The following is a 26,302-nucleotide window of genomic DNA, read 5'->3' as shown; positions in this document are numbered from 1 at the left end:
GTGACGATGACGACGGGGTCAAACCGACAGGTTGAAGGCTACGGAAATGCGCCTTCGCGTGCCGGCGTAGGGACGGACGGCGTGGACAAGCCAGGATGGAAACATCACCAGGACGCCCGCGCGCGGGGTGAAGAAATCCTCCCGACCGGCGGTCAGACCGCCGGGCACGGCATATCTGAGCCGGGGGGCGTAGAAGGCCGGCAGGACGCCTCGCGGGTCCTGCATCTCGAACTCGCCGCCCACTTCAATGTCCTCGTCCTCAGCGCCGTCGTCGACCCAATAGACGCCGGACCAGAAGGCGGCGGGATGATGGTGCGGACGATTGGCGTCGCCCGGCTCGTTGATGTTGGCCCAGGCGTTTACCCGCCAGGCGGGCGCGCCCTCCAAAAGGCCGTCGTCGGTTTCAACGGCGGTGAACAGCGTCGCCAGATGACATGCGGCCGTCAGCAGCACCTCCGCCGCCGGACCGCCCCAGTCCGCGAAGTCCGCATCCGATTGCCACCCGCCCGCGTTGCTTCTCGCCACGCCGGACATCCGCGAAGCATGGGCGAGGATGATCTGTGACAGGTGCGGCTTCAGCTCGGCGGCCTCGTTGACCGGGGCGACCAAAAACGGCGTGGGAAAACGCGGCTGAATCTCGAATCCGCTCTGGGAAAAGCTCAGGGCGTCAAACGCCAGGCCCTTATGAGCATTCAGCGTCTCTGTCATGGGATCGACGCCATAGTGGGATCGGACATCGCGGCCGCCCAATCCTCCGCCGCGCCGCCGAGCACCTGATACAGGGTCACCCGGTTCAGCAGATCCTCTAGCACGATGCCGAACTCGGCCTGCCGGGCGGCATAGGTTGAACGCTGCGCCGTCAGAGTGGATAGATAGTCGTCGATCCCGGCCCGATAACGCGCCTCGCTCAGGGTCAGGCTTTCGGTCGCCGAGGCGGCCTGGGCGGACAGGGCGGCGCGCTGGGCGTCGATCGTGCCGTCGCGTGCCAAGGCGTCGGCGACCTCACGGAAGGCCGTCTGCACCGCGAACTGATAGCCGGCGGCCGCTGCATCCCGCTGTGCCTCGCTATAGGCGACGTTCGCACGGGCGGTCGGCGAGAAGATCGGCGCGGTGACGGAAGGAGACACGGTCCAGGTGTCCTCACCGTCGTCGAACAGGCCCGCTAGCGATGGGCTGATCACGCCTGCTAGGGCGGTCAGGCTGATGGTCGGAAACAGGGCGGCCCGGGCCGCGCCGATGTCGGCATTGGCGGCTCGGAGCTGATGCTCGGCCTGGGACACATCGGGGCGATCCAGCAGCACGTCCGATGACAGGCCTGCGGCGGGGACGCCGATCGCCTGATCGAGCGCCATAAGCGAGGGGGGCAGAAGGGCGTCCTCGACCGGCCCGCCGGCCAGCAGGGTCAGGGCGTTCCGGTCCTGGGCGACCTGGCGCGTGAAGTCCGCCACGTCGGCCTCCGCCTGGGACAGGACCTGCTCGGCGGACACGACGTCCAGGCGGCTGACGAGGCCGCGTTCGTTCAGCGTCCGGGTCAGGTCCAGGGACCGCCGGGCGCTGGTCGCCGTGTCTTGCGCCAGCTGCAACAGGTCCTGATCGGCGGCCATGGCCAGCCAGGCGCTGGCGGTTTCCGAGACCAGGGTCACGTGGGCGGAGCGGGCGCCGGCCTCGGTGGCCAGATAGCTTTCGAAGGCGGCGGCCGTCTCGTTGCGCAGGCGGCCGAACAGATCGATCTCGAAACTGGCAAGGTTCAGGCTGGCCTGATGACTTTCGTCGCCCTGGACCGAGGCGGAGCCTCCGTTGAAACTGGAGCTCAGTCCGCCGCTCAGCGAGGGCAGTTGGGCCGCCCTCTGGCTGCGATAGAGGGCGCGCGCCGATTCGACCTGGGCCAGCGACTGTCGCAGGCTGCGGTTGTCGGACACCGCCCGGCCGACCAGCGTCTGCAGACGCGCGTCGTCAAACAGGCTGCGCCACGAGGCCGTGAGCTGCGCCTCCGATCGCGGCCCATAGGCGGGGCCGGTCGGGAAGCTCTGGACGATCGCCGGATCCGGTCGCTGATAGACGGGCGCGAGGTTGCAGGCTGACAAGGCCGAGAGGGAGACGGCGACGACGAGGAGGCGTTTCATCATCGGGCTCCTTCGGGCCGGGCGACGTCAGGCCCTGTCTCATCGCCACGCCGGTCATGGACGCGGGGAGTCTTCGAAAACCGCTCCATCGTTGTCGTGATCAGTACGAAGGCCAGCGGCACATAGAAGATCGCCAGCAAGGTCGCCGTCAGCATGCCGCCGATCACAGCCGTCCCCAGGGCCACGCGACTGGCCGCGCCGGCTCCGGTTGCGATGGCCAAAGGCACGCAGCCGGCGATGAAGGCGATCGAGGTCATCAGGATCGGCCGCAGGCGAATCTTCGCTGCGGCCAGCGCCGAGGTCATGGCGTCCTTGCCGGAGCGGTAGTTGGCCTCGGCGAACTCCACGATCAGGATGGCGTTCTTGGCGGTCAGCCCCACGGTCGTCAGCAGGCCGACCTGGAAATAGACGTTGTTGTCCAGCCCGCGCACCGTGACCGCCAGTACAGCGCCGAGAATGCCCAGCGGCACGGCGAGGATGACCGCCAGAGGCACAGACCAGCTCTCGTAGAGCGCGGCGAGGCACAGGAAGACCGCGAGGATCGACAGGGCGTAGAGCAAGGGCGCCTGGCCGCTGCTTTGCTGTTCCTCATAGGACAGGCCGCTCCAGGCGAACCCGGTGCCGGGTTCAAGCTCTGCTTGAAGTTCGGCCATGCGCGTCATGGCGACGCCCGAACTTTCGCCGGCTGCGGCCTGGCCCTGGATTTCGGCGGAGCCCTGGCCGTTGAAGCGCGCCAGGCTGGCGGGCCCGGTGTCCCAGCGGGTCGTGGCGAAGGCCGAGAAGGGCGTCATCGCTCCGTCGGTTCCCCGCACGCCCCAGGCGTAGAGGTCGTCCGGCGCCGAGCGATACTGGGCGTCGCCCTGAACATAGACCCGTTTGACCCGGCCGCGATCGACGAAATCGTTGACGTAGGACCCGCCCCAGGCGGTGCTCAGGGTGTTGGCGACATTGGTGGAACTCAGCCCCAGGACCGACAGCTTGGTCTCGTCCAGATCGATCTTCAGCTGCGGCGTGTCCGGAAGCGCCGAGGCGCGAACGGCGCTGAGCAAGGGGTCCTGGCTGGCTGCGGCGATCAGCGCCGTCTGCCGCGCCTTGAACTCGGTCTCGGACAGGCCGCCCGTGTTCAGCAGCTGGAAGGTGAAGCCGTTGCTCTGCCCAAGGCCCGAGATGGCCGGCGGGGTCAGGGCGAAGATCTGGGCATCGCGAACGCCGCTCAGGGCGGCGGTGGCTCGTCCGGTCACGGCGTCGGCGGAGGCGTCTTCGCCCTTGCGGTCGTCGAAATCCTTCAGGGAGGCGAAGCCCAGGCCGGCGTTCTGGCCGGCGCCGCCGAAGCTGAAGCCGTTGATGGCGAAGACGGCCTGGGTGTAGTCCGCTTCCTGATTCAGGAAGTAATCCTCGACCTGACGGCCGACCGCTTCGGATCGCGCCGTGGTCGCGCCGGCCGGCAAGGTCCACTGGATCATGGCCTGACCCTGGTCCTCCGTCGGAAGGAAGCTGGTCGGCAGGCGAACGAACAGAAGGGCCATGATCAGGGCGATGACGGCGTAGCCGCCCAGGAAGACAAGCTTGCGCCCGATCACTGATCGCGTGCCCTTTACATAGCGGTTGGTCGTGGTGTCGAACCAGCGATTGAACCTGCCGCCAATGCCCTTTCTCTCCAGCGGATCGGTATGGCTGGGCTTCAGAAGGGTCGCGCACAGGGCAGGCGACAGCACCAGGGCGACCAGCACCGACAGGAGCATGGACGAGATGACGGTGACCGAAAACTGGCGATAGATGACGCCGGTGGAGCCGCCGAAAAAGGCCATCGGCAGGAGCACCGCCGAGATCACCAGGCCGATGCCGATCAGGGCGCCGCTGATCTCGTCCATCGACTCGATCGTGGCCGCGCGCGGCGAGAGCCCCTTCTCGGCCATCAGCCGTTCGACGTTTTCCACGACCACGATGGCGTCGTCGATCAGCAGGCCGATCGACAGCACCATGCCAAACAGCGTCAGGGTGTTGATCGAATAGCCGAAGGCGTAGAGGACGCCGAAGGTGCCCAGCAAGACAACCGGCACGGCGATCGCCGGGATCAGGGTCGCGCGCCAGCTCTGCAGGAAGATGAACATGACGATGACCACGAGGATGACCGCCTCGATCAGGGTCTTCACCACCTCATGGATCGACAGTTCGATGAAGCCGGTGCTGTCGCGAGGATAGGCGACCTCGTAACCGTCAGGCAGACCGGCCGACAGACGGGCCACCTCGGCCTTGACCAGTTTGGCCGTGTCGAGCGCATCGGCGTCGGGTGCAAGCTGGACGGCGATGCCGGCGCTCGGGTGCCGGTTCAGGCGGGCGTTGGTGCCATAGGATTCGCTGCCGATCTCGACCCGGGCGACGTCGCCCAGTCGCACGATGGCGCCATTGCTCTGGGTCTTCAGAATGACGGCCTTGAACTGATCGACCGTCTGCAGGCGAGAGCGCGCCGTGACGGTTGCGTTCAGCTGCTGGGTGGCGGCTGAAGGCGCGGCGCCGAGCTGGCCCGCCGAGACTTCTGTGTTCTGGGCCTGAATGGCGGCGGTGACGTCGGACGGCATCAGCTGGACGCTGCGCAGCTTGTACGGATCCAGCCAGATGCGCATCGCGTACTGGGAGCCGAACACCTGGCTGGAGCCGACACCGGACACACGGGCCAGCGGATCCTGGAAGTTAGCGACCAGATAGTCGGCGGTGTCCGAAGCGCCTCTCTGGTCCGTGGTGTCGTAGAGCGACACGATCAGCAGGAAGTCCGAGTTCCGCTTGGAGACCTGAATACCCTGCTGCTGGACCTGGGAGGGGAGGCGGCTGAGCGCCTGCTGAACCTTGTTCTGGACCTGGACCTGGGCGGTGTCTGGGTCCGTTCCCTTGGAGAAGGTGACGGTGATCGACGCCTGTCCGGCCGAGGAACTGCTGGACGAGAAATAGAGCATCCCGTCCAGGCCGGTCAGTTGCTGCTCCAGCACCTGGGTCACGCTGCTTTCGAGCGTCTCGGCCGAGGCGCCGGGATAGTTGGCGCTGACGCTGATCGTGGGCGGGGCGACGTCCGGATACTGGGCGATCGGCAGGGTAAAGATGGAGGCCGTGCCCGCCAGCATAATGACGATGGCCAGCACCCAGGCGAAGATGGGGCGTGCGATGAAGAAGCGGCTGATCATCGCCTACCGCCCTGCCGGCGTGGTGGTCGCGGCGCGGGCGCCCAGGGTCACTGCCGTGGCCTTCACGCCCTGTCCAGGTCGGACCTTGGCCGTGCCCTCGACGATCAATCGGTCGCCCGCCTTCAGGCCGCTGGTGACCAGCCACTGGTCGCCGATGGCCCTGTCGGCAGTGATGTTGCGCTGCTCGACCTTGTTGTCGGCGGTCAGGACCATGGCGGCCGCCTGGCCGCGTGTGCTCCGCGTAACGCCCTGTTGGGGCGCGAGGATGCCGTTCTGGACGACGCCTTCGCCGAGGCGGACGCGAACGAACATCCCCGGCAACAGCAGGCGGTTCGGATTGGGGATGCGGGCGCGGATGGTGACCGACCCGGTGGCCTCGTCGACGACCTGTTCGGTGAAGGCGATCACGCCGGACTGCGGATATTCGGAGCCGTCCTCAAGAACCAGTGTCACACTGGCGCTGGCCGCGCTCAGGCCCCCGCTGGCGAACTGCTGACGCAGCTCTAGGATGCGGGCGCTGGATTCGGTGACATCCACATACATGGGATCGACGGACTGGATGACGGCCAGGGCGTCTGCCTGACTGGCGGTCACCAGCGCGCCCTGGGTCACCAGCGAGCGACCGATCCGGCCGCTGATCGGGGCGGTGATGCGGGTGAAACCCAGATTGATCTCGGCGGTCCGCAAGGCCGCTTCCTGCTGGGCCACAGCCGCCCGGGCCTGGCGGGCGGTGGCGGTGACATTGTCGGCCGCCTGTCCGCTGACGGCGTCGATGTCTGTCAGGCCTTCGTAGCGCCTGGCCTCGGCGTCGGCGGCGGCCAGTTGGGCGCGCGCGCTGGCCAGCTGTGCGGCCGCCTGGTTGCGGGAGGCGCTATAGAGGCGGGAGTCGATTTCATAGAGCGCCTGGCCCGCACGGACCATGGCGCCTTCCTCGAACAGACGCCGGCGCACGATGCCGTTCACCTGTGGGCGGATCTCGGAGACGTTGACCGCTGCGGTCCGACCGGCAAGTTCGGTCGTCAACGTCACGGTCTGGGTCTGCAAGGTCACGAAGCCCACCTCGGGGGTCGGCGGCGGCGGCGGAGCCTTGTCGGCGCAGCCGGACAGCACAAGGGCGGCCGCGATTGAGCCGATGACGCTGGCGCGTGCAACCGGGGAGGTTCGCCAGGGCGACGGATTCATGAGGCTCTCCGATGACCGATCGGCGCGGGGATCGCCGAGGCATGAAGTCTCCTCGCACCGGAGCGTATGTCGTTGCAGAGCGATTGCATGTCGGTTCTCGCTGATTGATGTCAGCGAATGTCGCGCTGTATCGTTGTGTATCAAACGATGTCCTCACGCCGCCGCCGGCAGACAAAGGCCTGCGTCGCGCGTAAAGCGACGGTATGCCGGCCGCACCCCCCACCCACGCAGCCACCGTCCTGGTCGTCGATGACGACGCGGACATCCGTGACCTCATTGTCCAGCAGCTGCGTCAGGCCGGCTTCGACGTCGAGGCCGCAGCCAGCCTCGCGGACGTTCGCGCCGCCCTCTCCGTCAAGCCGTTCGACGTGGTGATCCTCGACCTCAACCTGCCCGATGGCGACGGCGTCGACCTGTGCCGGGAGATGCGGAACGCGGGCCGAACCGAGGCCATCATCATGGTCACGGCACGGGACGCCTCGATCGACCGTGTGCTTGGTCTTGAACTGGGCGCCGACGACTACCTCACCAAGCCCTTCGAGCCGCGCGAACTGCTGGCCAGAATCCGCAACCTGCTGCGCCGACGGGGCGACGAGCCGGATCCGTCATTGAACAAGCGCAGCGCCCGGTTCGGCGACTGGACCCTCGATCTGGTCCAGAGACGCCTGGTCGCCTCCGACGGTCGGCTGGTCATCCTGTCGTCCGCCGAATACCGGCTGTTGCATCGTTTCGTGCGCAATCCGCACGCGGTGCTGTCCCGTGAGGACTTGCTGATGTCCGACCGCCGGATCGTCACGCCGGGGGACCGGGCCATCGACCTCCAGATCAGCCGCCTTCGCTCCAAGCTCGCGGGGCCGGGCGACGACCTGATCCTGACTGTCCGAAACGAAGGCTATGTGTTGGCGGCGGACGTGGTGTTCGGGTGATCAGGGGCCTCAAGGCGGCGGCGATCGCGCTGTGGCGGGTGTTGGATTCGGTCGGTGGGCGCACCTTCGTGCTTTTGACGATAGGCATCACGGCAGCGGCGGTGCTCTCCCTCGCCCTCGCCGAAGGCTCCAGACGCCGGGACTTCGAGGTTCTGAGAACGAACCAACTCGTCGCCCGTGCGACAGAGATTCAGCAGCGCTGGACGGCCCAGCCGACGGAGGTCGCGCGCAAGGCTTCGGTTCAGACCAATCCGGGCGTCAGACTGCATGATGAGGCGCCGCCGTTTCAGCGCGATCCCGAGTTGGAACGCAAGCTGATCGCCGCCATGGGCGCGCGTTACAAGCCCACAGGCGGAGCGGCGCCGAGTGCGGCCTGTCTGCCTCCGGGATTTCAGCGGCAGATGCCGGAACAACTGGGCGACGGGTTCGAACTCAAGCTCGACTGCTGGCTGGTCAGCTTCACGCCGCCGGGCGACACCCGGCGCACGGTCGCTATGTTCCAGCCCCCGGTGGTCATGCCCACCGAATCGAGCCGCAATCCCGTCTACTTGCTGATCCTGCTGGCGGCGAGCGCAGCCCTATCCCTTCTGGTCGCCCGGTTCGTCACCCTGCCCCTGCGACGCCTGACGGACGCGGCGACGGCCTTTGCTGAGTCGCTCGACGCCCAAGACGCTCACGTGGGAGGGCCAAGCGAAGTCCGGACGGCGCTATCGACTTTCAACATCATGCAGGCTCGGGTCCGCGCGGGTCTGCGTGAGCGCACCCAGCTGCTGGCGGCGATCAGCCACGATCTCCAGACGCCCCTGACGCGCCTGCGCCTCCGGCTCGAACACGTCCAGGACGACGACCTGCGAGCACGCCTGGTGGCCGACGTCATGGCGACCCAGTCCCTCGTCAGCGAAGGCCTGGACCTGGCCCGCAGTCACGAGACGACGGAGCCCTGGTCGATAGTGGACATCGACTCCCTCGTCGAAAGTCTGGCTGAAGACGCCGCGGAGTTCGGCGCCGATGTCCGGTTCGCCGGCGGATGCGGTTGCAGTCTCCGCGTCAAGCCGAACGCCCTCGCCCGTGCGCTGAACAATCTGATCGACAACGCCGTCACCTATGGACAGGCAGCCGAACTTCGCTGTTCGGTCCAACGCGACCGCGTTTTGATCGAAGTTCGCGACCGGGGACCCGGCCTGCCAGATCCTGATGATGAAAGACTCTTCGAGCCCTTCGTCCGACGGACCGCCGTATCCACGCCGGGGCGCCGGGGCACCGGCATTGGCCTGACCATCGCCCGCGCCCAGGCGGCAGCCTCGGGGGCCACGGTTCGGCTCGCCAACCATTCGGACGGCGGCCTCATCGCCTCCATCTCGCTTCCCAACGTTGGCTAGCTCTTCGCATTTAGCTTGGACAAACCTTTTCAAGGTCAACCCAGCGCCATGGAGCGGTGACACGATGTTTATCGCGAGAAGGTACTGAGGCGGGCTTTCCAGATCTGACGAAATCTCAGGCGGATGCCTCTGGCGAGGAGTTCTTATTGATCGAAGAGGGACTTTAGCGGCCGGGTTAGGTCGGGGCGATCCCGTAAGAAAACAGGACCTTTTTGTGCAAATCATGCACACAAAGATTTGTAAGTAACTGAATTAAATAAGAAATTTTTCCATTCCATCATCGGCGCCACGGACAGTCTACGCGCCTGTTCTAACGGCATTTTTTTATGCAACTTCAGGGCGTTGGTTGACGGTGCTTACGTACACTTCGACGCGCTTTTTCGACGCTTTTTCGCCCTTCCGCGACAACCCCGTCCACCCTTTCTGCACCCAGAACGTGGCTTTGATCCGCAGGTCAGGTCGGGGGCACGCCAAAGTTCGGCGTAAGGGACACGTTCAGGTTCACTCCGATTGTGGTTGGTCAGTGTGTATTTTTACAAATTTATGAATATTGCAAAGGCTACGGATTAAGTAAATTTGCTCTCTTCCTTAATGTTGGCAGAATATTCCGCACACTTCCAACGATCATGCGGCTTGGAAAAATCCCAAAACCGTCCGCATGAAGACAATTAAACAATAAGAAGTCCGGATGTCATGAGTCTATTACAATAAAAGCATAGACCCGGCGGAAGGGGTGCTGGACTGCGTCAGACTGATGCGCAGTGGCCCGTGCACATTTCCAGGGGATCTCGATGCTTCGCTTGAACAACATTCTATTGGCTGGAACCTGCGTTCTCGCCCTCTCCGCCTGCGGCTCGGCCGAGGTGGCTTCGCCTGGCGAAGGGGACTTCGGCGGCGGCAACGGCGGTGGCGGCGGCCCGACCACCCCGGCTCCCGGCAACGGCACGCCGGCGACAGATTGCCCCACGGGCTTCGCCAACGTCGGTCTGATCGCCAACGGCACCCTTCGCGTCTGCCAGCTTCCCCAGCAAATCCTCGGCGCCCTGACCGTGCCGTTGCGCGCGGGCACCATCTATTCGATCTCCGGCCGTACCGAAGTCGGCACCGATCGGGGGCCTGACGCCGCCGCTCCGACCGCCGGTTCGACCCAGGGCATCCTGACCGTCGAAGCGGGCGTCAAGATCTTCGCCTCGGGCGGAACCGACTATCTGCTGGTCAATCGCGGGTCGCAAATCTTCGCCGAAGGCACCCCGACCAGCCCGATCATCTTCACGAGCCGGCAGAACGTCGAAGGCACGACGACCGCGTCGTCGCAGGGGCAATGGGGTGGTCTGGTCATCGCCGGTCGCGCGCCGACCGCCGTCTGCCCGGTGGGCGTCACGGCGCCGAACGCAGCCTGCGTCGGTCAGATCGAAGGCACCAGCGCCAACTACGGCGGCAACAGCCCTGCCGATAACTCGGGCCGCCTGCGCTATGTTCAGGTCAACTATTCCGGCTTCGAAATCTCGCCGAACAACGAGTTGCAAGCGCTGACCCTGGCCGGCGTCGGCTCGGGCACCACGGTCGATCACTTCCAGTCCTACAACTCGTCGGACGACGGCATCGAAATCTTCGGCGGCAACGTCAACCTCAGCTATCTGGTGATCAACGGCGCGGACGATGACGGCCTGGACACCGACACCGGCTGGCGCGGCGGCGCGCAGTTCGGCATCGTCACCCAGAGGCCGACGGCCGTGACCAACGGCAGCCGTGGTTTCGAATGGTCGGCCGCGCCGTCGGGCACGACCTACTTCGCCCAGCCCAAGATCTCGAACTTCACGATCGTGGGCCGCAACGCCGCGGTGGCCGCCGATGCGATCATCACTCTGAACACCGGCACCTCGCCGTCGATCATCAACTCGGTCTTCACCAATCCGACGACCTCGGCTGCGGCCTGCCTGGACATCGACGATGCGCAGACGGTGACCAACGCGCCGATCTTCCGCTCGGTCTACTTCGCCTGCTCGCGTCCTTATGAAAACGACAGCAACGTGAACGCCGCTGCGACGGAGGCGGTCTTCATCAACGCCACCAACGTCAACAACACCGCGGCTGGCACGTCGACGATGACGGCTCCGGCGGGCGCGACCATGGCGAATACCAATCTGAGCTTCATCAACGGCGCCAACGAGACGGCGGTCACGGCCGCCAACGCACCGGCGCTGTATCCGTTCTTCACCTCGGTCACCTACATCGGCGCCGTCAGGAACGCGGCCGACACCTGGTACCTCGGCTGGACCTGTGGCCTGGCGGCCGGTTCGACCTGCTGATGACGAAAAGGCGGACGGGGACCCGGTCGGGTCCTCGTCCCATTTCGCCTGTTTTCGTCACACCCCCTTCAAGGCGCAGATCATGAAGACTCTTACTCTGACCCTGACAGGGGTCTTGCTAGCCACAAGCGCGATGGTCGCGCCTGGCGTGGCATTCGCACAAACCGAAAACCCCTCCGCTCCCGTCGAGCAGACCCCTGCGGCGCAGGCGCAGGCCGACGTCGATCAAACGCCGTCCACCGTCGATGAGATCGTGGTTCTCGGCCGTTTCATCCCCGAACCAAACCGCGCCAGCCCCGAGGTGGCCGCCTTCCTCACGGCCGAGGACCTGCAGCGAACGGGCGATTCCACCGCCGCAGCGGCCCTGACCCGCGTCACCGGCCTGTCGGTCGTCGAAGGCCGGTTCGTCTATGTCCGCGGTCTGGGCGAACGCTATTCTTCGGCGCTGCTGAACGGTTCCCCGCTTCCCAGCCCCGAGCCGCTGCAACGCGTGATCCCGCTGGACCTGTTCCCGTCGGACATCCTCAAGGGCGTCACCGTTCAGAAGACCTATTCCGCCAGCTTCCCCGGTGAATTCGGCGGCGGCGTCATCGACCTTCAGACCCTGTCGACGCCGACGCGGCCCTTCTTCACGATGAAGGCTTCGGTGGGTGCCGACACGGAGTTCACCGGCCGCAACAACCTGATCTATTATGGATCGCGCACCGACTTTACGGGCTTCGACGACGGCACCCGCAGCCTTCCCGACGGCATCGACCTGGCCTTCAGGTCGGGCAACCGGATCCAGGCCGGCCCCAACTATACGGCGGCCCAACTCAGGACCCTCGGCCAGTCGCTGGAAAACGCTCCGCTGCGTCTTCTCCAGAAGGAGCAAACCCCGGCGAACCTCGGCTTCAGCCTGACCGGCGGAAACGCAATGGACACCCCGTGGGGTTCCCTAGGCGCGGTCTTCGTCGCTGGATACGACAACAGCTGGAAGGGTCGCCAAGGCGTGCGGCAATCCGGCCGGATCGACAGCGGTCAGTTGGTTCTGGCCGACGACTATGTGTTCCGTTCCAACGAGAACAACATCGGTCTCAATCTGTTCGGCTCTCTGAGCCTGGCGAACGACGACAACGAGATCAAGTGGACCAATTTCTACGTCCGAAACGTCACCAAGGAAGCCCGCTCGGTCGCTGGTTTCGACGATCTGGGCGGCGGCGCCTATCGCCGCACCGACTATACGGAATGGTTCGCCCGTCAGCTCTTCACGACCCAGCTGTCCGGCGATCACACGGCAGGCGCCTGGGACTTCACCTGGCGTGCGGCCTACGCCAAGACATCGCGCGACGCGCCGTATGAGACCCAGTTCGGCTACGGCAAGAACGCGGCCGGCGACATCATCCACAATCTCCAGGCCAACCGGATCTCGTTCAGCAATCTGGACGACACCATCGTCTCGGGCGGCGCGGACGTCAGCTACACCCTGCCGCTCTCGGAAGCGCGCGAAGCCAAGTTCACCTTGGGCGTGGCGAGCAGCGACAACGATCGTTCGTCGCAGCAGCGCCTCCTGCACTTCATCGCCCCGAACGGCCTGACCCCCGAACAGCAGCTTTCGCGCGTCGATTATCTGTTCTCGGATTTCAACATTGGCTCCACGCTGCAGCTGGAAGAAATCACGGGCTCGAACGGCGCCTCGGCCTATGATGCAAATCTGAGGGTCAATGCGGTCTACGGTCAGGTCGAGGCCGAGGTCATCCCCTTGGTGAACCTGAACCTCGGCGTCCGCTTCGAGGACGGCAAGCAGAGCGTCAATCCGTTCGACCTGTTCGGCGCCGCGACCGGCTTCCTTCCGACCGAAATCGACGAAAGCTACGTGCTGCCGGCGGCGACGGTGACCTGGAACTTCGCCGAGGACATGCAACTGCGGTTCGGCGCGTCCAAGACCATCGGACGGCCTCAGTTCCGCGAACTGGCGCCGCAGCAATATACGGACGTCGAAAGCGACAGGACCTTCATCGGCAACCCCTATCTGGTGAACACCGAGTTCCTGAACCTGGATGCGCGCTACGAGTGGTATTTCGCCCGCAACCAGTATGTGACGTTCGGCCTGTTCTACAAGGATCTGGACAAGCCGGTTGAATCCAGCGTCGTCGATCAGGGCGCCAGCATTTCCCAGACCTTCATCAACGCCCCCAAGGCCATCGTCAAAGGGGTCGAACTGGAGGCCAAGAAGTTCTGGGAGTTCCCCGACAACGGCCTGCCGTTCATCGCCAGCAAGCGTTGGCTGGTCTCGGGCAACTACACCTACTCCAACTCCGAGGTTAAGGTCGAAGACGGCGACACCGTCACGACCCAGTCCAGCCTCGGCGTCGCCCAACCGGCCTCTTTCTATGTCATCGATGGAAGCCGCCTGCAGGGCCAGTCGGACCACGTCGCCAATCTTCAGTTCGGTTGGGAAGATGACGCGGCCAGGTCGCAAGCGACCATCATCGTGAACTACGTCTCCGAGCGCACCTCGGCGCGTGGCCGTCCCGGCGAGCCGGATCTGATTCAGGATCCGGGTGTGTTTCTCGACCTGGTGTATCGCAAGGACTTCACCGTGATCGGGCAGGACCTGGGTCTCGCTATCGAGCTGCGCAATCTCCTCGGCACCGACTACGACGAATATCAGGAACAGGGCCGCAAGATACGGATCAACAACTACGATCTCGGATCCAGCGCCTCGGTCAGCCTGACCGCGCGCTTCTAGAACAGCCTGTCAGGGGTCGATCCCGTATCGACCCCTGACGTTTTTAAGACATTTCATCCGCAGACCTCGCAAGTGTCACGCGAGGTTCTCGCGGTTGTCGCATACCAGTGAAGCCGCCTTACGCCGATTGGTCTAGGAGCGTGATCTTGCCGCGCGCATTGGACGCGACGGCGAGTGTCGGGCGCGCAAACGTGATCTCTAAACTCCGCCAATGGACATCCGCGACTGCGCAGTCGGTGCGCGGTCCCGATCGCGCCGCGCATCTGCGGGTGGTGGTCGAGGCTGTCCTGATCGGCCTGCTGCTGCTTCAGGCCGGACGTCTGGTCTGGATCGTGGTCGATCCGAACGCGCCGTCGATGGCGCCGCTTGCGCAGGCGCAGATAAAGCCGGCCGACCTTAACGTCTTTCAGCGTTTCGACGCCTTCTTCCGCACGGGCGGCCTGAGCAGCCTGGCGGATGTGACGAATGCGGACACGGCCCAGCTTCGCCTGTTCGGCGTGCGCAGCGGCGGCGCTGGCGACGGGTCGGCGATCATCGGCCTCGCCGACGGGCGTCAGGTTTCCGTGGGTGTCGGCGAGGAAGTCGAGCCGGGTCTGGTGCTCAAGGAGGTCGGGCAGGACTACGTCACCCTGGCGCGGGGCCTGTCCGTCAGCCGACTGGTCTTCTCCGAAATCCCGGTCGGGGCGCCGCCTCCGCCTCCGCCGCCGCCGGGCGAGCAGGTCGTCGGTCCTGCGGCGCCCGCGTCCGCGCCCTCCGTCCCGGCAGCCGTCGTCGATCCGTCCAGACTGATGGCCCAGGCCTCTTTGCGTCCCCGGATGCAGGGCATGGCCATCAAGGGTTTCACCGTCTCGGGTTCCGGAGACCAGTTGGCCGCAGCAGGTCTTCAGGCCGGCGACGTGATCTTGTCCGTCAACGGCAACGAACTCACCGGCCTCGACCGGATCGCCGCCCTGCGGGGCCAACTCGCCAACAGTGCCAATGCCGAGGTCCGTTTCGAACGGGCCGGGCAAGTGCAGACGACCACCATAAGGACAACTCGGTGAACCGACGCAGTTCCACCTTCCTTGCCGGCGTTCTCTCGGCGATCTTGCTGGCGCAAGGTCCGCTGACGGCGGCGCCCGCTGTGGCCCAGTCCGCCGGCCGGCAAACCCTGAACGTCCAGGGCGCCGACATCCGCGCCTTCATTCAGGATGTCGCCCGCATGACCGGGCGCACCTTCATCGTCGATCCTGCGGTGACCGGGACCGTCACGGTGACCAGCGACAGACCCCTTGGCCGGGCCGAGTTGTTCGAGGTGTTCCTGTCGACCCTGCGGGCAAACGGCCTGGTCGTGACGCCGACGGGGTCGGGCGCCTATCGCATCAGTCCCGCGACCGGTGCGGCCCAGGGGCCGTCGACCGTCGGGACCGAGCGGTTCTCGACCGAAGTCTTCCAGCTTCGCAACATCGATGCAGCTTCGGCTGCGGAAACCATTCGGCCGCTGGTGGGCGCCCAGGGCCAGGTCCTGCCCAATCCCGCCGGCAACAGCGTGGTGGTCGCGGACTTCGCCGACAACCTGACCCGTATCCGCGCCCTGATCGCGCGCATCGACGTGGACCGCGCCAGCTTCGACGTCCTGACGCTGGAAAACTCCTCCGCCCGTGAGATCGCGGCCGTTCTGCAGACGGTTCTCACCCCGCCTGGCGGACAGCCGGGGCAGGGCATGGTGTCCGTGACCCCCGTCGAGAGCTCCAACTCCGTCATCTTGCGTGGCGACCCTGCCGCCGTGGCGCGCATCCGCCCCCTGATCGAAGACCTCGACCGGCGCGCCCAATCGGCCGACGACGTCAAGGTCGTCTTCCTCGAACACGCCAATGCGGAGCAGTTGCTGCCGGTTCTGCAGCAGATCGTCGGCCAGCAGGTGACGGCGGCCAGCGCCAACGCCACGCCTGCGAGCCAAAGAGGGTCTGGCGGGATCGGTCAGACGGCGCCTGTCGAGGCTCCGGCTTCGGCGCCGACGACCGTCTTGCCTGGCCAGAAGGCGACGATCGCGCGCTTCCCCGGGGCCAACGCCCTGGTGATTTCGGCGTCTGCCGATACGCAACGGATGCTTGCCGAGGTGATCCGTCAGCTCGACGCCCGTCGCCAGCAGGTGCTGATTGAGGCGATCGTGGTCGAACTGAGCGACACGGCGGTGCGCGAGCTCGGCGTCCAATGGGTGCTGGCGGGTGAGGACGGCAATCCGGCGGGCCTGACCAACTATCCCAACCGGTCGACGCCCCTGGTGCCGATCGCAGGGGGCGCGGCCGCAGGGCAGCTGGACGATCCAAAGGATGCGACCATCCGCGATCAGCTGCAGAGGCTTGCGCTCAACAGCCTGCTCGGCGCGAACGGATTTGTCGGCGGCGGCGGCGGCCGTATCGGCGACGGCCTGTTCGGCTTCATCATCAACGCGGCGAAGACCGACGAAGGGTCCAACCTGCTGCAGACGCCTTCGCTGATGACGCTGGACAATGAGGAAGCCACGATCCTGGTGGGGCAGGAGGTGCCGATCACGACCGGCGAGACCCTGCTCGACGGCAACTCCAACCCCTTCCGCACCACTCAGCGCCAGGACATCGGCGTCAAGCTGACGGTTCGCCCCCAGATCAATGCAGGCGGCTCGATCACCCTGCATGTGCGTCAGGAGGTGTCGAGCATCAACGGCGTGCTGACCAACTCCTCGTCCGATCTCGTGCTCAACAAGCGTGAGTTGGAGAACACGATGGTCGTCGACGACGGCGCCATTGCGGTGGCGGGCGGCCTGCTCGACCAGAATGATCGGCTGTCGGTCGACAAGGTCCCAGGACTGGGCGACTTGCCGGGGATCGGAGCTCTCTTCCGATCGACCAGCCGTCAGCGGGGCCGCACCAATCTGATGATCTTCATCCGCCCGACGATCGTGAGGTCGGAGAGCGACGCCCAGAGGCTGGCCGCTGACCGCTGGGGCTATATGCGCCAGCAGCAGCTGACCGCCACGCCAGGCGCTGAGCCGAGCCTGGACGAAATGCTGCGCGAATATATGCGCGCGACGCCGCCCGAACATGTCCCTGTCGGGGCCGCGCCTGTCGGTTCGGTCGCAGGGGCGCCCCTGCAGCCTGTTGCGGATGGCGCTCCACCGCCCGGTGGGCGACCATGATCACTCGGGTCAATCCGACGCTGCCTTATGGGTTCGCCAAGCGGAATGGCGTGATCCTGCTCGACGCCGGCGACGTCGCCCTGGTCGGTCTCAGGGAGGGCGCCGACCCGGCGGGGCTTATCGAGGCCCGGCGTGCGCTGGGGCGTCCGCTCAAGATCGAACACATGGATCAGGCGACTTTCGATCGTCATCTGTCGCAGGTCTATGCGGGCGACTCGCTGGTGGCCGGCGACGGCGATGACCTGGGTCTGCCGGGCAGGGGGATGCCGGGCGGACTGGATAGTCTGATCGACGACATGCCGGCCGCCGCCGATCTTCTGGACACCGCCGACGACGCGCCCGTGATCCGGCTGATCAACGGCGTGATCGCCGAGGCGGTGCGCGCGGGCGCCTCGGACATCCACCTGGAGCCGTTCGAGAACGCTCTGACGATCCGCATGCGGGTGGACGGCGTGCTGCGCGAGGCCCTGAGTCTGAACCCGCGCATCACGCCGCTTCTGGTGTCACGCATCAAGGTCATGGCGCGGTTGGACATCGCCGAAAAACGTGTGCCCCAGGATGGCAGAATTCCGCTGACGCTCGGCGGCAAGACGTTGGACGTCCGCGTCTCGACCCTGCCCTCGCGGGGAGGAGAGCGCGTGGTGCTGCGGATCCTCGACAAGGCGCAGGCCGACCTTGATCTGAACCGGCTGGGCATGGACCCGCTGGTGCTTGAGGCTTTCCGCGCAGCGCTGGCGGAGCCCAACGGCATCATACTGGTGACCGGACCTACCGGCTCGGGCAAGACGACCAGTCTCTATGCCGGTCTCACCCTGCTCAACGACACGACCCGCAACATTCTGACCGTCGAGGATCCGGTCGAATATGCCATCGACGGCGTCGGCCAGACCCAGGTCAACACCAAGGTGGGAATGACCTTCGCCGCCGGGCTTCGCGCCATCCTGCGCCAGGATCCCGACGTCGTCATGGTGGGTGAAATCCGCGACGCCGAAACCGCCAGCATCGCCGTTCAGGCCGCCCTGACGGGCCATCTGGTCCTGACCACGGTCCACACCAACGATGCGGCGGGCGCCATCACCCGCCTGCGCGACATGGGCGTGGAGCCCTTCCTGTTGGCCTCGACCCTACGATTGATCGTCGCCCAGCGGCTGGTGCGACGGCTATGCGAAGAGTGCCGACGCCCGGAGCCGGCGGATGTCGCCACCGCGAAACTGGCGGGACTTGCGATCGGTCAGACGGTCTGGCGTCCGCACGGCTGCGCGCGATGCAATCAAACGGGCTATGTCGGACGGACGGGCCTCTACGAGCTGATCCGCGTGGATGATCGCGTCCGCCGTTTGATCGCCTCCGAGGCCGGAGAAGAAGCGATCGCCGCCATCGCCTTTGCGTCGCCGGAGCGGGGAGGGCGCACCCTGAGCCAGAGCGCCCGGGAACTTGTCGTCACCGGCGTCACCTCCGTCGAGGAAGCCGTGCGGGTCGCCCGGCAGGAAACGCAGCAGGACGCCGCTCATCTTGAGCCCGCGATGTCGTCACAGGGAGTCGCGGCCTGATGGCCTTGTTCGACTATGTGGCCGTGGATGCAGAGGGCAGGACCGTCACGGGCGCCGTGGCGGCGCCGGACGACGCCGCCGTCCGAAAGACGCTGGGTCGAAAAAGACTTGTCCCTTTGGACATCGCGCCCTCGACCGGCGCGGCGTCTCGTGTCGATCGCGCGCCTTCGGGCAAGCCGGGGCGTTTGAGTTCGAAGGCTCTGGCGCTCACGACCCGGCAACTGGCGACCCTGGTTTCGGTCGCGCCCATTGAAGAGGCCTTGCGCACCATCGCCCTTCAGGCGGACCGGCCCATGGTGCGAATGATCCTGGAGACCGTGCACGGCGGGGTGATGAGCGGACGGCGTCTGTCGGACGCGATGGCTTTGGAACCCAGGGCCTTTCCACCGCTCTATCGCGCGATGGTTTCGGCGGGCGAAACGTCCGGCGCGCTTCAGTCCATCCTTGAGCGCCTGGCCGACAGGCTTGAACTGGACGAGCAGGTTCGGGGCAAGGTGATCACAGCCCTGGTCTATCCTCTCGTCCTTGCCGTCGTCGCGCTGGGCGTCATCGGGGCTCTGATGACCTTCGTCGTTCCCAAGGTCGTCGATCAGTTCGACAGCATGGGGCAGACCCTGCCGCTGCTGACTCGCCTGGTGATCGGCGTGTCGGAGCTGATGCAAAACTGGAGCTGGCTGCTCGCGCTCGTCATCGCCATCGGGGCGGTCGGTTTTGCCGCGATGTGGCGAAACCCAAGCTTCAGGCTGACAGTCGATCGCCTGCAACTGCGATTGCCCCTGGTCGGGCGACTGACCCGCGATCTGCACGGCGCCAAGATGGCTCGGACGCTGTCGACGATGATCGCCGCAGGGCTTCCGGTTCTGGAGGGGCTGACCATTACGGCGCGCACCGTGTCCAATCGGGCCCTGAGGCGCGCGACCGAGACGATGGCGGATACGGTGCGCGAAGGCGGCGGTCTGTCCAGCGCCATGCGCCGGGCCGACGTCTTCCCCCCCATTCTTGTCTACATGACCGCCTCCGGCGAGAGCAGCGGGCGGCTGGAGCCCATGCTCGACCGCGCGGCCGACTATCTTGAGCGCGAGTTCGCGACATTTACGGCCGTGATGCTGAGCCTGCTGGAGCCGGCGATCATCGTCATCATGGGCGGGATCGTCTGCCTGATCGTGCTGTCGATCCTGCTGCCCATTCTTCAGATCAATACCCTGGCGATGGGGTGAGGAGTTGCTTGAGATGACCCAAACCAAGACACAGACGCAGCGCCGCCGACGCGCCGGATTCACCCTGGTGGAACTGATGGTGGTGATCGTCATCATCGGTCTTTTGGCGACGGTCGTCGCCATCAATGTCCTGCCGGCCCAGGGCAAGGCCATGGTCGGAAAGGCCCGGGCCGACATCTCGACGCTCGAACAGGCGATCGAAACCTATCGGCTCGACAATCTGACCTTCCCGGACAACGCCCAGGGCCTGCAGGCCCTCGTGGCGGCGCCCCAGGGCTTGTCGCAGCCTGAGCGCTACCGCGAAGGCGGCTACGTCCGCCGCCTGCCCAAGGATCCCTGGGGCCAGGACTATCAATATCGGCGCCCGAGCACGCACGGCGGTCAGTTCGACGTCTTCTCCTGGGGCGCGGACGGCAAGGAGGGCGGCGAGGGTGAGGATGCGGACCTTGGCAACTGGCAGAGCTAGACCAGGTCGCAAGCCGCGCGCCGGTTTCACCCTGGTCGAGCTGATGATGACGGTCGCCATCATCGCGATGGCGGGCGCCGCCGTGGTGATGGTCGCCCCCGATCCGAGGCCCGCCGTCGGCGCAGAGGCCGAGCGGTTCGCCGCCCGGTTGGCGAGCGCACGGGACGAGGCGGTGCTGACCAACCGACCGATCGCCGTCGAGACGACGACATCCGGCTATGGATTTCAGGCCTTCGACGGTCGGGTTTGGACACGGTTGCAGGAGGGGCCGTTCAAACCCGTGCCTTGGGAAACTGGCACCGTCGCCGAACCGGGTCAGGAGGCGGCGCTGGTCGTCTTCGATCCAACAGGCGTGGCCGACCCCTACCGACTGACCCTGAGACGCGAGGGCCAGGCGCGGGCCGTGACCGTGGACGGCGCCGGAGAGGTCAAGATCGATGACTGATCGGCGCGCCCGGCGCGATGGCTTCACCCTGGTCGAGATGCTCGTCGCCATGGCGGTCTTCGGGTTGTCCGCCATGGCCCTGTTGAACCTGGCTGGAGAGAACACGCGTTCGGCGGCGCGGGTCGAGAGCCGCACCCTCGGCGGCGTCGTGGCGGACAATCTGGTCGTCGAGGCGGTCATCGCACCTTCGCTCAGCGACGGCGTGTCGAACGGGCGGACGAACCTGGCGGGTCGGGACTGGAGCTGGACACGGACCGTGGCGCCCACCGACGTAGCCGACATCCAGCGGGTCGAGGTCCGGGTGTCCAGTGACGAGGGGCAGGCGGCGGACCGCACGGCCTTCCGGGCGCGGTCCTCATGAGGCGGGCTTCCGGACGGGCCGGCTTCAGCCTCGTCGAGGTCATGATCTCGCTGCTGATCTTCGCCCTGATCGCCGCAGCAGGGGCGACGGTGCTGACCCAGACCATCGACAACCGTTTCGCCATCAAGGCTGAAACGGACCGGACCGGCGACCTGCAGCGCATGCGGGCGCTGCTGAAGTCGGATATCGGCCAGGCGACCGCGCGTCGGACGCGGGGCACGACGGGGCGGCCGCAGCAGCAGCCCATCGTCGGCGCGACCCAGCCCGGCGCGCCGGTCCTGATCCTGGTGAGGGCCGGCTGGTCCAATCCCGGCGACCAGCCGCGCGCCTCGCTTCAGCGGGTCGAGTACAGCCTTGTCGACGACCGCCTGGAGCGACGGGTCGCGCCCCGGCTGGACGGCGCGCGCGTCGGATCGGCCCAGGTGCTCTATCGCGGCGTCTCGGGTCTGAAGATCAGCTTCATCAGGGACGGGGTCGAGGCGCCGGCCTTTATCTCCAGCGCGGACAAGCCGATGCCGGACGCGGTGCGTCTGGTGATGACGCTCAAAGGTCTGGGCGAGGTCGAGCAGCTGTTTCTGGTGGGCGGCCGATGACCGCGTCGGGCAAAGCCAAGGCGTCCGGACGCCGTGAAGGCATGGCCTTGCTGACCGTGCTGCTGCTGGTCGCGGTGATGTCGGTCGTCGCCGTCGCCGTGCTGGACGACGTGCGATTTTCGGTCCGACGCGCCACGAACGCCGAGGGTCAGGCCCAGGCCCAGATGTACGCCGACGGCGCCGAGCTGCTTGCGCTACGCCAGATCACCCAACTCATCGCGATGGGACCGACCAGGACGCCGCTGGAGCCTGAGTGGGACGGGCGCGTCCTGAGCTTTCCGATCGACGGAGGAAACCTGAGCGCCGTCGTGCGCGACGGTCAGAACTGCTTCAACCTCAACAGCGTGGTCGAGGGGCAGGGCGAGGACCTGACGGCGCGCCCCGCAGGGATCGCGCAGTTCGTCGCCCTTGGACGAAGCCTGGGCTTGACGGAAGGGGCGGCGCTTGCGGCGGCGGACGGTCTGGTGGACTGGCTGGACGTCGATCCGGCGACCCGGGCGGCGGGCGCAGAAGACGGCTCATACGCCGGTTCGGCCATCCCTTATCGAACCGGCGGCGTGATGCTGACCGAGGTCAGCGAGCTTCGCGCGATCCGCGGGTTCGACGCCGAAACCTACCGCCGTCTGCGACCTTTCGTCTGCGCCCTGCCGGTCGCTCGGCCCAGCGTGCTCAACGTCAACACCCTGAAGCCGGAGGCGGCGCCTCTGCTGATGATGCTGCTGGACGGCAAGATCGGTCTTTCGGCCGCACGCGCCGCGATCGAGGCGCGGCCTCGCAACGGATGGCAAAGCGTCGACGCCTTCTGGAGCCAGCCGGCGCTGCTTGGCTCTGCGGCCTCCCCGCAGGCGCGTGAGCAGACGAGCCTTCTCACCCGCTATTTCGATCTGCGCGTCGATGTCGACTACGGCGGTTCTCGCGCCGTCCGCACCGCGCTGCTTTACGCGCCGCCTGAGGGCGGGGCCCGAACCGTCATCCAACGCTGGACCCTCGACGAATGAGCTCCACCCGCCTGATCCTGATCCCGAGCCTGGCTTCGGAACCCGCCCCGTTCATGGTGATTGCGCCGGACGGCGCGGTCTTGCAGCGCGGCCTGATGCCGCTCGATCCGGTCGAGAAACCCCTGGCCATGCGAACGGTCGTCATTGCGCCCGGCGCCGATGTGCTCGTCCGTGGGGTGAACGTGCCGGCGGGGAGCGACGTTCAGAAGCGCACGGCGGTCCTTTGGGCCTTGCGGGAACAACTGGCCGTGGCCTCGGAAAGCCTTGAGGTCGCCCTGAGCGCAGCCGTCGAGGGCGAGGATCGGATCGCGGTCGTATTCGATGCGTCCTTGCGCCGGGTCTGGCTGGACTATTGCGAAGCGCTGGGTGTCGCCGTCGACGTCCTTATGCCCGACACGCTCGTCGTTCCCGCGCCGCTAGCCGAAGACAGTATCGTGGCGGTGTCGTTTGCGCCCAATGTCGCACTGCGGGGTCGGCGTCTGGCGGCGACCGTCCAGCCCGACATGGTCGAACTGCTGACCGAAGGCTGGTCGCTCGTCATTGTCGACGACCCTGAGGATATCGAGCGCCTGATGATCGAGGCGGCTCTGCGGCCGGCGATCAACCTCATCGAGCGCCGCCGTGTTTCTGCGGGCGGAAACTGGAAGCGGGTGATGGCTCTGGCCGTCATCCTCTTGGCGACCCCATTGATCCTGACCCTCGCCATGGCTGCGCGCGATGACATCATGGCGAACCGTATGCAGAACCAGACCCGGCAGATCCTGACGCGTGCTGCGCCCGATCTGGCGGCCTCTCCCGATCCCAGGGCCGCCCTGGAGGCCCGTCTCGCATCGGCCCCGGCGGGGGGCGTCACCGGCGTCGCTGCGGCCCTTTATGTCGCCGTCGAGGGGGTCGATGGCGCCGAACTCGACAGTTTCGCTGCAGATCCAGACGGCGGCGTGCGGGCCACCGTAAGCTATTCCGCCTATCAGGACCTCGACACGCTCAAACGCGCTGTGACGAGCGCCGGCCTCGTGATGGAGGACGCCAGCACGGTCGACGACACGGGGCGCATCGTCAGCGAAATCCGGATCGGAGCCGCATTATGACTGCCTTGTTCGATCCGGCGACGCGCTGGTGGTGGTCGCGTACGGATCGCGAGCGGCAGATGCTCGCCGTCATGGCGCTCATCGCTGCTGGGGTTTTCCTGTGGTTGCTCGTCGTCCGTCCCGCATGGGCCTGGCGCGAAGCCGCAGCCGAGCGGCGCGCCGAGGCGCGCACGACCTTGTTGCAGGTCGATGCGGGCGTCAGGCGTCTGCCGAAGAGTCCGGACGCCGCCGTCGCAAAAACGGCCCGGACCGACATCGAACCCCTGGTCCGGCAGAGCGCCGAGGCGGCCGGCTTGGTCATCACCACTGGGATGGACCCGTCAGGCGGGCTGGGGTTCCGGGCCGATCGAACGACGAGCGCGCAACTCTTTCCCTGGCTGATGACGCTCAAGGCGGAGCATGGACTGGAGGTTTCGCGGCTGGCTGTTGTCGAAAACGCCGACGCCACCCTCCAGGTGGACGGCGGGTTCGCCACGCCCTGAAGCCGCTGCGCACGCCGCCATCAGGTCTGCCTAAGAGCCGTCATCCCTTCGAGCCCTGTCACGCCGTTGTTGAGGAAGCGTGGTCCACGGTCGTTGTCTGAAGGACGCGCGATTTCCAGCGGCGTCCTTCCCGGAGATCGATCATGAGCGCTCTTGTCATCGCCCTGCTTCTGGGTGCCTCGTCCTGCGAGCCGACCGCCGCCGATGTAGGCGCAGCGGGCGGTGACGCCTGTGCGCGGGCCTGGATGGATCGGTCGTTGCGGATGAACGACATCGCCGTGGTCGGCACTCACAACAGCTACAAGCTGGCCATTCCCGAGGCGGAACTGGCGGCGATGACGGCGGTCGATCCGCGCGCGATGGGGCTGGATTACGCCCATCGTCCGTTGACGGAACAACTGGACGCCGGCGCGCGTCAGTTGGAGATCGACGTGCTGAACGATCCCCAGGGCGGGCGTTATGCGCGTCCGGCCTCGGCCCTGGGCCGAGCAGGCCAGGGCGCGCCGACGAGCGCGGGCTTCCAGGACGCCATGGCGCGGTCGGGGATGAAGGTGCTGCATATGCCCGACGTGGATTTCCGCAGTTCCTGTCTGACCTTCGTGGCCTGTCTGACCCAGATCCGCGCCTGGTCGGCCGCCCATCCCGATCATGCGCCGATCCTGATCATGCTGAACGCCAAGACGGGCTCGGCCTCGATGCCCGGCGGCGTGGCGCCGATGGACTTCGACGCGGCGGCCTGGGACGCGCTGGACGCCGAGATCCGCGCCGTGTTCGACGCCGGTCGCCTGATCACGCCGGACCAGGTGCGCGGCGGCCACGCCACCCTGCGCGAGGGCGTGCTGGCCGGCGGCTGGCCGACGGTCGGCGAGGCCCGCGGCAAGGTCTTCTTCGCTTTGGACGAAGGGCCGGAGAAGGTCGCGGCCTATGCGGCGGGCCGTCCGTCGCTTCAGGGCCGGGCGATGTTCGTCAACACCGACGAGGCCAGCCCCGCCGCTGCCTATCTGACGCTGAACGATCCGGTGGCCCAGCAGGATCGCATCCGGGCGGCCGTGCGCCAAGGCTTCATCGTGCGCACCCGCGCCGACGCCGACACGGTCGAGGCCAGGGCCGCCGACGTCGGCCGCCGCACCGCCGCCTTCGCCAGCGGGGCGCAGTATGTCTCGACCGACTACTATTGGGCCGATCCGCGCTTTGCGACCTATGAGGTGCGTCTGCCGGGCGCCCAGGCGGCGGCGTGCAATCCGGTGCGGGCGGCGGCGCGGTGCGACGGGCTGGCGGTCGAGATGATCGCGGGGGCGCCCGTGCGCGGCTATCTGGCGCCGGCGGAGCGACCGGACCTAACGACGGTGCTGGCCCCGCCGCCCGAGCCGGGCTCGCCCCGCGACATCGCCAACGCCGGGGTGTTTCGCGAGACCCGCGCGCTTCAGGGCACGGCGCGCTGGGACGTGGCGACCGGCGACGTCACGGGCGACAAATACGACCATTTCGCCCAGGCGCTGGGCGTGCGCCTGACGCAGGAAGAGGCCCCGGTGCTGACCGCCCTTCTGGACCGGTCGGGCAACGACCGGTCGGTGGTCGGCGTGGCCAAGGAACACTGGGGCACCAAGCGCCCCTACATCGGCACGGACCTGCCGATCTGCGAGGCCAAGAGCGATCACCTGGCGGGCAATCCCGACTATCCGTCCGGCCATTCGGCGCACGGCATGCACATCGCCATGATCCTGGCCGAACTGGCGCCCCAGCGCGCCGACGCCCTGTATGCGCGCGGTCGCGAGTTCGCCGAAAGCCGCTTCGTCTGCGGCTCGCACAGCTACAGCGCCGCCGAGGCCGGCATCCTGTCGGGCGTGGTCATCTATGGCGCCGAACAGCGCTCGGAGACTTTCCGCCGCGACATGGAGGCGGCGCGCGCAGAGGTGCAGGCGGCGCTCGCCAAGGCCGGTTTGGGGCTGGCTGAGGGGTCGAACGCGACAGCGCCGTGAACATTGGATGAAATCGGCTGTCACACGCTGAGGGGCGGGGTGACGCCGTCGTTGAGGGCGGTAGATCGGCCGGCGTGACGCCATGGGCCGGTCGACGTGTTTCGCGGGTGAAACGCGTCAAGCTCTCTGGGGGTAGTCCA

Annotated in this window: 20 protein-coding genes; 16 read left to right on the top strand and 4 right to left on the bottom strand. The window is 66.6% G+C overall.

The genetic code is table 11. The features are described from left to right. Positions 1-18 precede the first annotated feature (18 nt). From ACP7BH_RS11515 to ACP7BH_RS11500, 4 genes are read right to left on the bottom strand one after another with little or no spacing between them, the layout of a single operon-like run. A complete protein-coding gene (locus ACP7BH_RS11515) occupies positions 19-708 on the bottom strand; it encodes a TIGR02466 family protein (protein WP_425985328.1) in 690 nt (229 codons plus the stop codon). Continuing rightward, positions 705-2,123 (bottom strand): efflux transporter outer membrane subunit, encoded by a 1,419-nt coding sequence (locus ACP7BH_RS11510; protein WP_425985326.1) that lies wholly within the window; start codon positions 2,121-2,123, stop codon positions 705-707. Before ACP7BH_RS11510 ends, ACP7BH_RS11515 begins: the two co-directional genes overlap by 4 nt. Further along, on the bottom strand, positions 2,123-5,299 hold the full coding sequence (locus tag ACP7BH_RS11505) for an efflux RND transporter permease subunit (protein ID WP_425985324.1): 3,177 nt from the start codon (positions 5,297-5,299) through the stop codon (positions 2,123-2,125). Before ACP7BH_RS11505 ends, ACP7BH_RS11510 begins: the two co-directional genes overlap by 1 nt. 3 nt (positions 5,300-5,302) lie before the next feature. Continuing rightward, positions 5,303-6,481, bottom strand: a complete 1,179-nt coding sequence (locus ACP7BH_RS11500) for an efflux RND transporter periplasmic adaptor subunit (protein WP_425985322.1) — start codon at positions 6,479-6,481, stop codon at positions 5,303-5,305. Between the two features lie 203 nt (positions 6,482-6,684). On the opposite strand from ACP7BH_RS11500, the gene ACP7BH_RS11495 reads away from it, so the two are divergent. The 16 genes from ACP7BH_RS11495 to ACP7BH_RS11420 all read left to right on the top strand — a co-directional run bounded on the left by ACP7BH_RS11495 (position 6,685) and on the right by ACP7BH_RS11420 (position 26,162). Continuing rightward, complete coding sequence (locus ACP7BH_RS11495) at positions 6,685-7,407, top strand: response regulator transcription factor (RefSeq protein WP_425985320.1); 723 nt, start codon at positions 6,685-6,687, stop codon at positions 7,405-7,407. Then, the gene (locus ACP7BH_RS11490; protein ID WP_425985318.1) at positions 7,404-8,786 is read left to right on the top strand and encodes an ATP-binding protein; all 1,383 of its coding nucleotides are present in this window, start codon (positions 7,404-7,406) and stop codon (positions 8,784-8,786) included. Before ACP7BH_RS11495 ends, ACP7BH_RS11490 begins: the two co-directional genes overlap by 4 nt. 791 nt (positions 8,787-9,577) lie before the next feature. Further along, the gene (locus tag ACP7BH_RS11485) at positions 9,578-11,095 is read left to right on the top strand and encodes a hypothetical protein (RefSeq protein WP_425985315.1); all 1,518 of its coding nucleotides are present in this window, start codon (positions 9,578-9,580) and stop codon (positions 11,093-11,095) included. An 82-nt stretch (positions 11,096-11,177) separates the two neighbouring features. Next, on the top strand, positions 11,178-13,826 hold the full coding sequence (locus tag ACP7BH_RS11480) for a TonB-dependent receptor domain-containing protein (protein ID WP_425985312.1): 2,649 nt from the start codon (positions 11,178-11,180) through the stop codon (positions 13,824-13,826). A gap of 236 nt (positions 13,827-14,062) precedes the next feature. Next, positions 14,063-14,869 carry a type II secretion system protein N gene (locus ACP7BH_RS11475; protein ID WP_425985309.1) on the top strand — a complete coding sequence of 269 codons (807 nt, stop codon included), beginning with the start codon at positions 14,063-14,065 and terminating at the stop codon, positions 14,867-14,869. Continuing rightward, positions 14,866-16,983 carry a type II secretion system secretin GspD gene (gspD, locus tag ACP7BH_RS11470; protein ID WP_425985307.1) on the top strand — a complete coding sequence of 706 codons (2,118 nt, stop codon included), beginning with the start codon at positions 14,866-14,868 and terminating at the stop codon, positions 16,981-16,983. Before ACP7BH_RS11475 ends, gspD begins: the two co-directional genes overlap by 4 nt. Further along, positions 16,980-18,533 (top strand): type II secretion system ATPase GspE, encoded by a 1,554-nt coding sequence (gspE, locus tag ACP7BH_RS11465; RefSeq protein WP_425985304.1) that lies wholly within the window; start codon positions 16,980-16,982, stop codon positions 18,531-18,533. The genes gspD and gspE overlap by 4 nt, the downstream gene beginning before the upstream one ends. Further along, positions 18,533-19,750 carry a type II secretion system inner membrane protein GspF gene (gspF, locus tag ACP7BH_RS11460; protein ID WP_425985301.1) on the top strand — a complete coding sequence of 406 codons (1,218 nt, stop codon included), beginning with the start codon at positions 18,533-18,535 and terminating at the stop codon, positions 19,748-19,750. Before gspE ends, gspF begins: the two co-directional genes overlap by 1 nt. 13 nt (positions 19,751-19,763) lie before the next feature. Then, on the top strand, positions 19,764-20,216 hold the full coding sequence (gspG, locus tag ACP7BH_RS11455; protein ID WP_354039833.1) for a type II secretion system major pseudopilin GspG: 453 nt from the start codon (positions 19,764-19,766) through the stop codon (positions 20,214-20,216). Continuing rightward, positions 20,197-20,661 carry a GspH/FimT family pseudopilin gene (locus ACP7BH_RS11450; RefSeq protein WP_425985298.1) on the top strand — a complete coding sequence of 155 codons (465 nt, stop codon included), beginning with the start codon at positions 20,197-20,199 and terminating at the stop codon, positions 20,659-20,661. Before gspG ends, ACP7BH_RS11450 begins: the two co-directional genes overlap by 20 nt. After that, positions 20,654-21,022, top strand: coding sequence for a type II secretion system minor pseudopilin GspI (gspI, locus tag ACP7BH_RS11445; RefSeq protein ID WP_425985295.1), 369 nt, complete (start codon positions 20,654-20,656; stop codon positions 21,020-21,022). Before ACP7BH_RS11450 ends, gspI begins: the two co-directional genes overlap by 8 nt. Then, on the top strand, positions 21,019-21,615 hold the full coding sequence (gene gspJ / locus ACP7BH_RS11440) for a type II secretion system minor pseudopilin GspJ (RefSeq protein ID WP_425985292.1): 597 nt from the start codon (positions 21,019-21,021) through the stop codon (positions 21,613-21,615). Before gspI ends, gspJ begins: the two co-directional genes overlap by 4 nt. Before the next feature lie 41 nt (positions 21,616-21,656). Beyond that, positions 21,657-22,613: a type II secretion system minor pseudopilin GspK gene (gene gspK, locus ACP7BH_RS11435; RefSeq protein ID WP_425985289.1), complete on the top strand. Its 957-nt coding sequence runs from the start codon at positions 21,657-21,659 to the stop codon at positions 22,611-22,613. Next, positions 22,610-23,701 (top strand): type II secretion system protein GspL, encoded by a 1,092-nt coding sequence (gene gspL, locus ACP7BH_RS11430; RefSeq protein WP_425985286.1) that lies wholly within the window; start codon positions 22,610-22,612, stop codon positions 23,699-23,701. Before gspK ends, gspL begins: the two co-directional genes overlap by 4 nt. Continuing rightward, a complete protein-coding gene (gene gspM / locus ACP7BH_RS11425) occupies positions 23,698-24,183 on the top strand; it encodes a type II secretion system protein GspM (RefSeq protein ID WP_425985283.1) in 486 nt (161 codons plus the stop codon). Before gspL ends, gspM begins: the two co-directional genes overlap by 4 nt. A gap of 143 nt (positions 24,184-24,326) precedes the next feature. Further along, positions 24,327-26,162, top strand: coding sequence for a Ca2+-dependent phosphoinositide-specific phospholipase C (locus ACP7BH_RS11420; RefSeq protein WP_425985281.1), 1,836 nt, complete (start codon positions 24,327-24,329; stop codon positions 26,160-26,162). The last annotated feature ends 140 nt before the right edge of the window (positions 26,163-26,302 follow it).

It is taken from the genome of Brevundimonas sp. TWP2-1 (assembly GCF_049897645.1).
Taxonomy (GTDB): Bacteria; Pseudomonadota; Alphaproteobacteria; order Caulobacterales; family Caulobacteraceae; genus Brevundimonas.
The sequence above is the reverse complement of the archived record's forward strand: the minus strand, read 5'-3'. Positions and strand labels throughout refer to the sequence as shown.